12 protein-coding genes are annotated in these 12,498 nt (G+C 37.5%); all 12 read left to right on the forward strand.

Translation table 11 applies throughout. The annotated features are described in order from the left end of the window. Positions 1-15: 15 nt before the first annotated feature. The 12 genes from DU508_RS00305 (at position 16) to DU508_RS00360 (ending at position 12,492) form a co-directional block, all read left to right on the forward strand. Positions 16-444 (forward strand): Rossmann-fold NAD(P)-binding domain-containing protein, encoded by a 429-nt coding sequence (locus tag DU508_RS00305; RefSeq protein WP_115400857.1) that lies wholly within the window; start codon positions 16-18, stop codon positions 442-444. Beyond that, positions 444-1,787: an oxygen-independent coproporphyrinogen III oxidase gene (gene hemN / locus DU508_RS00310; RefSeq protein ID WP_115400858.1), complete on the forward strand. Its 1,344-nt coding sequence runs from the start codon at positions 444-446 to the stop codon at positions 1,785-1,787. The genes DU508_RS00305 and hemN overlap by 1 nt, the downstream gene beginning before the upstream one ends. A 12-nt stretch (positions 1,788-1,799) precedes the next feature. Further along, positions 1,800-4,184 carry a heavy metal translocating P-type ATPase gene (locus tag DU508_RS00315; RefSeq protein ID WP_115400859.1) on the forward strand — a complete coding sequence of 795 codons (2,385 nt, stop codon included), beginning with the start codon at positions 1,800-1,802 and terminating at the stop codon, positions 4,182-4,184. Further along, the gene (gene ccoS / locus DU508_RS00320) at positions 4,181-4,360 is read left to right on the forward strand and encodes a cbb3-type cytochrome oxidase assembly protein CcoS (protein WP_115400860.1); all 180 of its coding nucleotides are present in this window, start codon (positions 4,181-4,183) and stop codon (positions 4,358-4,360) included. Before DU508_RS00315 ends, ccoS begins: the two co-directional genes overlap by 4 nt. 75 nt (positions 4,361-4,435) lie before the next feature. Beyond that, positions 4,436-6,577 (forward strand): cytochrome-c oxidase, cbb3-type subunit I, encoded by a 2,142-nt coding sequence (ccoN, locus tag DU508_RS00325; RefSeq protein ID WP_115400861.1) that lies wholly within the window; start codon positions 4,436-4,438, stop codon positions 6,575-6,577. A gap of 4 nt (positions 6,578-6,581) precedes the next feature. After that, positions 6,582-6,764: a hypothetical protein gene (locus tag DU508_RS00330; RefSeq protein ID WP_115400862.1), complete on the forward strand. Its 183-nt coding sequence runs from the start codon at positions 6,582-6,584 to the stop codon at positions 6,762-6,764. After that, positions 6,751-7,713, forward strand: a complete 963-nt coding sequence (locus DU508_RS00335; RefSeq protein WP_233509357.1) for a cbb3-type cytochrome c oxidase N-terminal domain-containing protein — start codon at positions 6,751-6,753, stop codon at positions 7,711-7,713. Before DU508_RS00330 ends, DU508_RS00335 begins: the two co-directional genes overlap by 14 nt. Beyond that, positions 7,697-9,076 (forward strand): cytochrome c oxidase accessory protein CcoG, encoded by a 1,380-nt coding sequence (gene ccoG, locus DU508_RS00340; RefSeq protein ID WP_115400863.1) that lies wholly within the window; start codon positions 7,697-7,699, stop codon positions 9,074-9,076. The genes DU508_RS00335 and ccoG overlap by 17 nt, the downstream gene beginning before the upstream one ends. A gap of 64 nt (positions 9,077-9,140) precedes the next feature. Continuing rightward, positions 9,141-9,569 carry a FixH family protein gene (locus DU508_RS00345; RefSeq protein ID WP_158542109.1) on the forward strand — a complete coding sequence of 143 codons (429 nt, stop codon included), beginning with the start codon at positions 9,141-9,143 and terminating at the stop codon, positions 9,567-9,569. Then, positions 9,569-10,267, forward strand: a complete 699-nt coding sequence (locus DU508_RS00350) for a sulfite exporter TauE/SafE family protein (RefSeq protein WP_115400865.1) — start codon at positions 9,569-9,571, stop codon at positions 10,265-10,267. Before DU508_RS00345 ends, DU508_RS00350 begins: the two co-directional genes overlap by 1 nt. A gap of 347 nt (positions 10,268-10,614) precedes the next feature. Next, positions 10,615-11,220: a TetR/AcrR family transcriptional regulator gene (locus DU508_RS00355; RefSeq protein WP_115400866.1), complete on the forward strand. Its 606-nt coding sequence runs from the start codon at positions 10,615-10,617 to the stop codon at positions 11,218-11,220. 69 nt (positions 11,221-11,289) lie between these two features. After that, on the forward strand, positions 11,290-12,492 hold the full coding sequence (locus tag DU508_RS00360; RefSeq protein WP_115400867.1) for an efflux RND transporter periplasmic adaptor subunit: 1,203 nt from the start codon (positions 11,290-11,292) through the stop codon (positions 12,490-12,492). Positions 12,493-12,498 lie beyond the last annotated feature (6 nt).

The following is a 12,498-nucleotide window of genomic DNA, read 5'->3' on the forward strand; positions in this document are numbered from 1 at the left end:
ACATAAAAATTGTGTATGAAAGCGATAGCGTATAACATTAAACCCGATGAAAAGGAATGGTTGGTACTCGCCAACTATAAAAAGCATGATATTACCATAATAGCCAACAGTTTAACAACTCATACGCTTTCGTTTGCTAATGGAAAAGAAGCATTATTGGTATTCAATAATGATGCTTTAACCGCAGAAATGATAGCAGAATTAAAATCGTTGGGTGTAAAGTACATTGCTACCTCATCTTTTGAAACAGATCATCTTGATTTAAAAGCCGCAGGTATGGCGGGCATGAAAATCGCAAATGTTCCCTTAACCAATGCGGTTCAGGATCCCAAAGGGAGAATGGAACAAGTGATCAAAAATCTCGATCAATGGGCTGCAGGTAAATGCGTGGGCAAGGCCTGTTGCTGTCAAAATAATTGTGGTGTTACTAAATCTTTAAAATAGTGGAAACATCATTGCTCAAAAAATATAATGTTGCAGCGCCGAGGTACACTAGTTATCCCACGGTTCCATATTGGGACACCGCAAAATTCACATCAACAAATTGGTTAAGTGTGGTAAAAGAAACCCACTCTTTATTTGCTGATGAAGGGATAAGCTTATATATCCATCTTCCTTTTTGCGAAAGCCTTTGCACTTATTGTGGCTGTAATACCCGGATCACAAAAAATCACGATGTTGAAGAACCTTATATCACAGCTTTATTGAAGGAATGGGCCATGTACTGTAATGTTCTAGGCACTAAACCTAAAATAAAAGAATTACATCTGGGTGGTGGAACACCAACTTTTTTCAGTGCTGAAAATCTGGGATGGATGATCGATAAAATTCTAAAAAATGCCGAACTTTCTGCAAGTTCACAACTTTCATTTGAGGCACATCCTGCAAATACCACATCCGAACATTTAAGCGTACTCTATTCTCGAGGTTTTCGCAGGTTAAGTTTGGGGATACAGGATTTTGATCCAAAGGTACAATTGATGATCAATCGATTTCAAACACCAGAACAAGTTTTGAAGGTTAGCGATGAAGCACGTACAATTGGCTATGATTCTATTAATTTCGATTTGATTTATGGTTTACCTGCTCAAACATTACAGGGTTTAACTGAAACCATAAATGAAGTCATCCGCCAAAGGCCAGATCGGATAGCTTTTTACAGTTATGCTCATGTACCCTGGCTAAAACCAGGTCAACGCCATTTTACTGAAAAGGATTTGCCTGTGGGCGATGCGAAATTCGCACTTTATCAAAAAGGTAAGGAAATGCTGATTGATGCAGGCTACCAGGATGTTGGAATGGATCATTTTGCACTAATGAGCGATTCTTTATTCCAGGCGAGCGAATCGAAAAAATTACATCGAAATTTTATGGGCTATACCGATCAGCATACGCATTTGCTTATTGGTTTAGGTGTTTCATCCATTAGTGATGGTTGGAAAGCTTTTGCACAAAACCCAAAAACAGTTGAAGCTTATCTTCAGAAAATAGCAGAAGGTGTTCTTCCTGTTGAAAAAGGACATATCCTGACAGATGAAGACTTAGCAAGCAGGCAACATATTCTAAATATGATGTGCAGAGAAAAAACTGTTTTTGATACCGAAATTCCGGAAAATATCAAGGAAAGATTATGGCCTCTTTTGGAAGATGAGCTCATCCGTTTTGATCAGCATTCCATTGAGTTGACCAGATTGGGCAAATCATTTATCAGAAATGTTTGCATGGCCTTTGATGATCGATTATGGTTGAAAAAAGCCGAAACACAACTGTTCAGTTCATCAATTTAAATACAAAAGAATATGGAAGATCAAAATAACATTGCAACCAAAGCATTGTGTTATCACTGTGGAGAAGATCTGCCCAAGCTTAGCTATTCAATTGACGATAAAAATTTCTGTTGCGCAGGCTGTCGTGGCGTTTATAAAATTCTGTCAGAAAACAATCTTTGCAACTATTATTTATACAACAACAATCCTGGCCGGCAGCTAAAAGAAGAAAGCCATCTTGAATATCTGGATGAACCAAACATTATTGCTCAACTGTTGGATTACAGACATGAAAGTTCAAGTATTATTACCTTTTACATTCCTGCAATTCACTGCAGTTCATGTATATGGTTGTTGGAACATCTTTATAAAATCAATCCCGCCATATTTAGCTCCCGAATAGATTTCCTTAAAAAACAGGTTACGATCAGTTTTAATCACGAAGAAATTTCTTTAAGAGAACTTGTAGAAACACTGAATAAAATAGGATATGAACCTTTAATCAGTCTTCAGGATGTTGTAAAAGAACATAGCAGTTCTGTAGATAAAGCGCTTGTGCTTAAAATTGCTGTTGCCGGATTTTTGATGGGCAACGTAATGCTCTTCAGCTTTCCTGAATATTTCGGGCTTTCTGGTTTGGAAAAACAGTTTCAATATTTATTTGGTTGGCTGAATCTTGCTTTCTCTATTCCTGCCACATTTTATTGCGGCCGGGATTATTTTGTTTCGGCAATTACCAGCTTAAGGCATAAACACATCAATCTCGATACACCTTTAGCATTAATTATTGCAGTATTGTTTTTTAGAACAGCTTTTGAAGTTATTTTTAACACAGGGCCAGGTTTTGCCGACACACTTACAGGTTTGGTGTTTTTGCTTTTAATGGGCAAATGGCTAAAGCAACGTACCTATCATCATATTTCTTTTGACAGGGATTACCGTTCCTATTTTCCAATTGCAGTAACAACAATTCAGGATGGAAAAGAGAAACCCGTTTCTATAAATGAAGTTAAAATTGGCGATCGTTTGTGGATTAGAAACGGAGAGCTTGTTCCTGCAGATGCCATTTTAATGAAAGGAGATGCCTGGATGGACATGAGCTTTGTAACAGGAGAATCAGAACCTGTTCACAAAGTGTTGGGAGAAATTATTTATGCTGGTGGCAGGCAAACAACTGAAGCAATTGAGCTGGAAGTCATCAAACCTGTTTCGCAAAGTTACCTTACGGGCCTTTGGAATAATGAACATTATAAAAACAGCATCCAAAAAGAAACTTTTAATGATAGCATAGCCAAATATTTTAGCCTGGGTGTGTTTATTATTGCATTTTCCGCAACTGCTTACTGGCTTTTTCAGCAAGATAGTCATAAGGCCTGGTCGGCATTTACAGCTGTTATCATTGTAGCCTGCCCATGCGTTTTAGCTTTGAGCACACCTTTTACATTGTCGGCAATATTGTCTGTTTTTGATAAGAAAGGGTTTTACGTTAAAAATACCGATGCGGTGGAGGAACTGGCCAAATGTGATGCTATCGTTTTTGATAAGACAGGAACATTAACCAGCACTGAAAATGCACAGATAACTTTCAGTGGTTCATTGGATGATGGAGAAAAGATTCTTATTGCTTCTTTATTGAGGAATTCCAGCCATCCCTTAAGCAGGCATATTCTCAAAATATTAAACGTGGATGAATTTTGTTCATTGGAAGATTATCGGGAAGTACTGGGCAAAGGCTTAACCGCAAAAGTTGGTCATCATACTATTTATGCAGGACATCTATCGATGTTGCCTATCACAGTAGAAAACATAAGTAAGTCTGGAGTACATATTGTAATTGACAGGGTTTATAAAGGTTACTTTGATATTGAACAAAAGTGGAGGCCAGGCTTGACACACCTGATGTCAAAGTTATCTAAATACAAAATGCAGGTATTATCAGGAGATACTGATAGGGATTTGTGGATGTTGAAAACCATCTTTCCTAAATCTACCAGAATAAAGTTTGGCCAAAGTCCGCATGAAAAACTTAACACCATTCTGGAACTACAACAAGGTGGCAGTAAAATAATGATGCTTGGTGATGGCTTAAATGATGCTGGTGCACTAAAACAGAGTAATTTCGGAATCGCATTAACTGATAATATCAACAACTTTACTCCTGGTTGCGATGCTATTTTAAAAGGTAGCTCACTCAATGATCTTCCAGGTTTTATTCAGCTCAGTAAAGATGGACTGAAGATCATTAAAACCAGCTTTGCTATAGCAACGGCATATAATTGTATTGGGGTCTATTATGCGGTGCAGGGAACTTTGTATCCCTTGGTTGCAGCAGTGCTCATGCCCATCAGTACCGTTACCATTATCTGTTTTACCACATTCGCTACCCGAATTTTCGCCCGTAAAAACAAATTGATATGAACATTCTGTATTTTTTAGTTGGCTCAAGTGTCCTGATGGCACTTATTTTTCTTGGTGCATTTTTTTGGGCATATAAAACTGGTCAAAATGATGATGTCCACACACCAGGAATCAGAATCCTTTTTGATGATGAACCTCAAAACGAAAAAAGTGAAGAAGATCACTTTTACAACTAATTTCTATCATCCTTCAACAGCCAGGGGCTAAATACCTTTGGTGCATCAAAACAAACAAAACTTTTCCTTTCTATTATGCAGTTAGAAAAATTTACTTACGATAACAAGATTGTCAGAAACTTCGGTATCGCCACCCTCGTTTGGGGAATTGTAGGAATGACCGTGGGCTTACTTGCCGCCATGCAGCTGTTTAAACCAGCAATGAATTTGGGCAACCAATACACTACGTTCGGGCGAATCAGGCCATTGCATACAAATGCGGTCATATTCGCCTTTGTTGGTAATGCCATTTTTATGGGCGTATATTATTCACTCCAACGCCTGTTAAAAGCAAGAATGTTCAGCGATCTGCTGAGTAAAATTCATTTTTGGGGATGGCAACTCATTATAGTTGCTGCCGCAATTACACTTCCACTAGGTATTACTACTTCACATGAATATGCCGAGTTGGAATGGCCGATTGATATTGCCATAACCGTTATTTGGGTGGTTTTTGGCGTTAACATGTTCGGTACAATTATTAAAAGAAGAGAGCGACATTTGTATGTAGCCATTTGGTTCTACATAGCAACATTTGTAACCATTGCGGTTTTGCACATTGTAAATTCCTTTGAACTGCCCATTTCTTTTCTGAAAAGTTATTATGTATACGCGGGCGTACAGGATGCGCTGGTACAATGGTGGTATGGACACAATGCTGTTGCATTTTTCTTAACCACACCATATTTAGGTATGATGTATTATTTCTTGCCTAAAATGGCTAACCGACCAGTTTACTCCTATAAACTGAGTATCCTTCACTTTTGGTCATTAATTTTTATTTACATCTGGGCGGGTCCGCACCACTTGCTTTATACTTCACTACCAGGTTGGGCACAATCATTAGGCGTAGCATTTTCAATTATGCTTATTGCACCAAGCTGGGGAGGGATGATTAACGGTTTGCTCACCCTGCGTGGAGCCTGGGATAAAGTTCGTGAAGATGTTACGCTTAAATTTATGGTGGTTGCCTTAACTGCTTATGGAATGGCAACTTTCGAAGGGCCGATGTTATCCCTCAAACAAATCAATGGAATAGCACATTTTACCGACTGGATCGTTGCTCACGTGCACGTTGGCGCACTGGGTTGGAATGGTTTCTTAACATTTGGTGTATTATACTGGCTAATTCCAAGAATTTATAAAACACAATTATATTCTAAAAAGCTGGCGGGTTTCCATTTCTGGATTGGCACCTTGGGGATTTTGTTTTATGCAGTTCCAATGTATTGGGCAGGTTTTACCCAAGGGTTAATGTGGAAAGAATTTACACCAGAAGGACTCCTTAAATACCCAAACTTCTTAGCCACAACTTTGCAGATTATTCCAATGCACGTGTTAAGGTCAATTGGTGGGGCTTTGTATTTAGCTGGCGTAATCGCAATGACCTATAACCTTGCAAAAACCATGCGTGGTGCAAAACTTGTTGCAAACGAGCCAGCTGAGGCCATGCCTTTATCAAAAGAAATTGTAGATAGTTCTTCAGCTGATAAAGCCTGGCACAGGGTACTGGAACGTAAACCGATGAAGTTTATGGTGCTGTCACTAATTATCATTCTGATTGGAGGAATGGTAGAAATGATGCCGACTTTTACCATTAAATCAAACGTGCCAACAATTGCCAGTGTAAAACCTTATTCTGCACTTGAATTGCAAGGAAGAGATTTGTACATCAGAGAAGGATGTGTAAGCTGCCACTCACAAACCGTTCGTCCTTTCCGTTCAGAAACGGAGCGTTACGGAGAGTACAGCAAGGCAGGAGAATTTGTTTACGATCATCCGTTTTTATGGGGAAGTAAAAGAACAGGACCAGATTTACACCGCGTTGGCGGAAAATATTCTGATGCCTGGCATTATAATCACTTAATTGACCCGACTTCGATGTCACCCGGAAGTATTATGCCATCCTATCCATGGTTAACAGAGCAAAAACTTGATATTTCAACAACGGCATCAAAAATTAAAGCGATGCAAACTTTGGGTGTTCCTTATGCTGAAGGTTATGATAAAAAAGCTAATGATGAGTTAATGGTTCAGGCTGAAAAAATTTCTGCAGAACTTAAACAGAACAATATTAATGTAAAAAGCGACCGCGAAATCATCGCAATAATTGCCTACTTACAACGATTGGGTACTGATATTAAAGCAAATAAACAAGAGATTCCATCTAATCAATAAAATTATGTTCAACCAGATCAAAAACTTAGCTGGGGGAGAAATTTACCTCATCAGCTCGCTGCTTATGTTCATGGTGTTTTTTTTAATCGTGGGTGTTTACCTGATCAAACTAAGCAAAAAGCATGTCGAAATCATGAGCAATATGCCTATTCAAGAAAATCAAACCGAAGCACATGAAGAAGATTAAATTCGCCATATTATTCATGATTTTATCATCAACTGTTTATGCTGCAGATGAAAAAGCCGTTGCAGTAAACACTGGTCCGGGTTTAGGGCTTAGCCAATCGGAAATGCTGATCGTCATTCTGGTGATATTTGCTTTCGTTCTGCTTTTTGTTTCTATTACCTTACTTAATGCATTTAAGGTTATGTACCGGGAGCAGTTGAACCCTACACCATATTCAGTACCTGTAAAAGAACCGGTATTGGATTATGAAGCCTGGTTAGGTCAAAAGAAAAACAAACCATCGGTTTGGGAGAAACTTTTGAGTTTAAAACCAATTGAGCAAGAAAAAGATCTGGAAATTGATCATGCCTATGATGGCATAAAAGAACTCAATAATCCTGTACCAGCATGGTTTAATGTTTTGTTTTTCGGAACAGTGATTTTCGCCGCCGGTTATCTGTTTTATTATCATATTGGTGGTTACGGTGATTTACAGGATCAGGAATATGTAAATGAAATGGTTAAGGCACAACAGGAAAAAGCTGCCTTCCTTGAAAAATCTTCCAATACAATTGATGAAAATTCAGTAAAATTTGATAATACACAAACGGTATTGGAGGAGGGAAGAGGGATTTTTAACAGCAATTGTGCGGTTTGCCATGGAGATAAAGGACAAGGTATTATTGGTCCAAATTTAACCGATGAATTTTGGCTTCACGGAGGCGGAATTAACAATATCTTCAAAACCATAAAATATGGTGTTCCCGATAAAGGAATGATCAGTTGGGAAAAAAACCTGAGTCCAAAGCAGATCAGTGCAGTTTCGAATTTTATCATGTCATTAAAAGATACAAAACCAGTTGGAGCAAAAGCACCTCAGGGAGAAAAGTATGAAGAAAAAGATCCGCAGGATAATGAGATGAAAAGTGTTAAAGATAGTTTGAGCAAAACAGATGCTACAAAAGAATAAACAGAAAACCAAAGGCAGTGGCAGGGATTTTCTTTATCCTAAAAAACCATCTGGCAAATTATATAACCGCCGCAAATGGGTAAGTTATGTATTGCTGCTGCTTTTATTTTCTTGTCCTTTTGTAAAATTGAATGGAGAACAATTGGTCTTGCTCAATTTCTTAGAACGAAAGTTTGTGTTCTTTGGCTTAATGTTTACCCCACAGGATTTTTACCTCTTTGCATTGGCAATGCTCATCTTCATGATGTTTATTGTTTGTTTTACGGTGGTGTTAGGCAGGCTCTGGTGCGGTTGGGCCTGCCCGCAAACTATTTTTATGGAAATGGTTTTCAGGCGAATTGAATACTGGATTGAAGGAGACGCCAATAAACAGAAAAAACTGGACGCTCAAAGCTGGAATGGGGAAAAGATAATCAAGAAAGGAAGCAAGCACTTTGTTTTTTTATTGATTTCTTTTTTCATTGCCAATACTTTTCTAGCCTATATCATAGGTGCTGATGTATTGGTGAAAATTATTACTGAACCTGTTACTCTTCACGTTTCTGGTTTTGCATCCATTTGTTTATTTACCTTGATTTTTTATGGGGTATTTGCTTATGTCAGGGAGATAGTTTGTACAGTGATTTGCCCTTATGGCAGGTTACAAGGTGTTTTACTTGATAATCAAAGCCTGGTTGTTGCTTATGATTTTTCGCGTGGAGAGCCACGTGGTCATCTTCAAAAAAATAATGCGGGGAACATTAAGGGTGATTGCATCGACTGTAATTTATGTGTGCAGGTTTGTCCAACAGGAATTGATATCAGAAAAGGCACACAGTTAGAGTGTGTGAATTGTACAGCTTGTATTGATGCCTGCAACGAGGTTATGCCTAAAATCAATAAACCAGAAAATTTAATCGGATTCTACAATCAGGATTTTGTACAACACCGCAAGCCTTATAAAATCAGTTTGAAATCTTATGGTTATGCTGCTGTTCTTTTTGTAGTGGTAATGATTTTTTCATCGCTCATTTATAAAAGGGAAGATGTGCAAACAACGGTTTTAAGAGCAAGTGGAACGCTTTATCAAACCAGAGGTAATCAGGAAACGAGTAATCTTTACAATGCTGAGTTGATCAATAAAACGAATAAACCCATGAATTTTCAATTTAAATCAAAAAATAAAGGAGATAAAATTGAATTTATTCAAGCCGCTGGTGTATTACCAAAAGAGGGAAGTGCACAAGTTACTTTCTTCCTTGTCAGAAAAAATAAAACAATAAAAAAATATAAAACTGAAGTCGTATTTGAGGTTTTGGTAGATGGTAAGGTTATTAGCGAGGCCAGTACAAGTTTTTTTGCACAGCCTGAGTTTAATGATTGAGAGGCGAATGATTGAATGAGCGGATGACTGAATGAGTGATCTGATAATATTAAATAAAGAGTATATGAACTGGGGAACGAAAATAGTATTGGGCATGGCAACTTTTATGCTCTTCATCATTGCTATGGCAAGTTATATGTTTTATGTGCACGGCCGTGATGCCTTGATCGAAGATGATTACTATGAACAAGGGATTAACTACAATAAAGAATTTGATGCAACACAACATACTTTAAATGCTGATGCCGAACCTGAAATAAAGCTTTTGCCACAACAAATTGTGATTAAAATGAAAGATTCTGCAAGTTATGAGTTGTTTCTAAAAAGAGCATCGAACAATGTTGATGACAAAAAATATACAGGTAATACAATAAGTAATGCTAATCTGATTCTGATTAACAGAACTGACTTGCCTAAAGGCTTGTGGTTCTTAAAACTACAATGGCAGGTTAACGGAAAGGATTTTATGTTTAAAAGAAATCTCACTTTATAATGGATTTTCTACCGCTGGCTTTTTTAATGGGACTTTTCGGGAGCTTGCATTGTGCTGTAATGTGCGGTCCAATCATGCTTAGTTTTCCAATTGGGAAAACCCGCAACCTCCATTCGGTTTTTCAGCTTTTTCTTTATCAGTTGGGGCGAATACTAATTTATACTTTGCTCGGCTTTTTGGTGGGACTTTTGGGGAGTACAATTAGGATCTTCAGCGATCAAAGGGTGCTGAGTGTTGGTGTCGGAGTTTTACTGTTATTATTTGCGTTATTACAATTTCGGGAACATTACCGAAATAAATTTTCAATATGGCAATCCAATTTTTTTAGTCCACTTGGAAAATTAATGGCCAGAGTTTATAACAAGCCTTATTGGGGTTTTGTCGCAGGTTTAATTAATGGTTTAGTACCCTGCGGAATGGTTTATCTGGCGCTCTCCACTGCTTTAAATGCCACTAATATCCAATCTGCAGCTACTTTTATGTTTTTGTTTGGCTTAGGTACAGCGCCATTAATGCTGATGATTTCATTGGGAGGGATTTATCTCAAAAAATATATCCGTTTTAACACACAAACACTTGTACCCTGGTTTATGGCTTTTATAGGGTTGGTATTCATTTTACGGGCAGCAGAATTAGGTATTCCATTTCTTTCTCCGCACACAACAAATAGTTTTGGAGCAGCTGGTTTGTGCAGATAGTTGCAAAAATAAGCTTAAATTTATTTGTCAGGTTGCCCATTCAAATACTCAGCTACATAAATAAAGCTCAAGATATTTAGAAAGATTGTAATAAAGGGCAGGGTAGGTATTTCAAAAAAGCTACTGTTTTGCTTTCCAAATTGTAAAAATGTCTGCCTGTCATGATTTTATTTTGTCAAAATGAAATCTCATAAAAAATAATTAATCCAGAAAAATTGATTTTCGACCGTTTAAACAGAGATTTTATAAGCGATAAATTTCATTTGACAATTGAATGATTATCAATTTCTGAAATGGTTCTACATTTGCTTAACGGTGTTAGATTATTTACACCTTATATTCCAGTCATGGGAAGTAAAGAAAGAATTCTACGTTTAAAAGATGAAACCAGAACAAAAATTCTGGATGCGGCCTTAAATATTGTACAAACAGAAGGTTGGCAGGCATTGAGTATGCGTAAAATTGCTGACCAGATCGAATATACTGCACCAATTATTTACGAATATTTTCCAAATAAAGATGGAATTTTAGTGGAGTTAACCAGAAGAGGTTATCTGATTCTGGCAAAAGACATTCGTGAAGCCAGAGATAAACACATTGCTCCGGAAGATAAAATGGAAGCCATGTGGGTTGCTTACTGGAATTTCGCTTTTACGCATAAAGAATTTTATCAGTTGATGTACGGTGTGGATATGGTTTGTTGCAACGTTAAAAATTCAATGCCTGAAGCTGAAAATGTTAGTACAATGCTGGGCGATGTAATAGAATCGCTATTCACTAAGAAACCGGTTTCCGAAGATGACATCTGCATGAAATATTACACTTACTGGTCTATCATTCACGGTTTAATTTCAATCAATTTGGTGCGTCCGAATGGAAGAACCACTGATGAATTAAATCAGCAAATATTAAAAGATGCCATTAAGGGCATTACATTATCTATTAATAGCTAATTTTTTTTAAAATCTAATTTAACACTGTTAGATTATTTATACACTATAAATCACAATAAATTTAATCATATGAAATCTCTACATCGCTTGCATTTATCACTTAACACTGTTAAACAGTTTAATGGTGTTAAATCACTATTTGTCATTTCTATTCTTTCCATAATTCTTTCAAGCTGTAAATCTTCTCCGGAGCAATCGGCTGCTGCACCACCGCCACCAGTTTTACCGGTAAGCATGATTGCTGAAAGTACCCAAACAACCTTCATTGAGTATCCGGCTTCTGTTCAGGGCGCAGTTGATATCGATATTCGTCCGCAGGTTAGTGGTTATTTACAAAGTGTTCTGGTTAATGAAGGTGCATTTGTAACTGCAGGGCAAACCCTTTTTAAAATCAATGAAAATCCATATCGGGAGGCATTAAACAATGCAAAAGCAAGTTTACATGCTGCTGAAGCAGCCATTTTAAATGCACAGCTGGAGGTTGATAAATTAACACCATTGGTACAAAACAAGGTTGTGTCTGAATTTCAATTAAAAACAGCCAAAACAGCTTATAAAATTGCACAGGCAAATGCCGAACAGGCTAAAGCAAGTGTTGCAGCAGCTCAAATTAATTTAGGTTATACCAATGTTAAAGCAACAGTAAGCGGTTACATTGGCCTTATTCCAAAAAAACAGGGTAGTTTGGTTTCCCCGTCAGATCAAACAGCGCTAACACAATTATCAGACATTCATGAAGTACATGTTTACTTTTCGTTAGCTGAAAATGACTTCAATAGCTTCAATGCAAACTATCCAGGAAAAACACCTGCCGATAGAATCAAACGTCTTCCGGCGGTTGATTTGGTGCTGGCTGATAACTCAATTTATCCTATAAAAGGTAAAATCGATATGATTGATGGTCAGTTTGATAAAAATACCGGGGCTATTACGTTAAGAGCCAGTTTTCCAAACGCCAGCGGTACCCTGCGCTCAGGTAATACAGGAAAAATCAGGTTAGGTTTACAACATGATGATGCCATTTTAATTCCTCAATCTGCAACGGTAGAAATGCAGGATAAAGTTTTTGTTTTCGCCTTAAACAAGGGAAACAAAGTTACTAAAATGCCCATTACCGTTATTGGTAAAAGTGGTAACAATTATCTGATTAAAGATGGTTTAAAATCCGGAGATCAAATCGTATTAAGTGGGTTAGATCGTTTGCAGGAGGGGCAGGTTATTCAACCCGAGAAATCAACAGATAAAGCAGCTCAAATAATTAATAAAAAATAAGCTTAA

Origin of the sequence: Pedobacter chinensis (genome assembly GCF_003339865.1) — a bacterium.
In the GTDB taxonomy this organism is placed as follows: Bacteria; Bacteroidota; Bacteroidia; order Sphingobacteriales; family Sphingobacteriaceae; genus Pedobacter; species Pedobacter chinensis.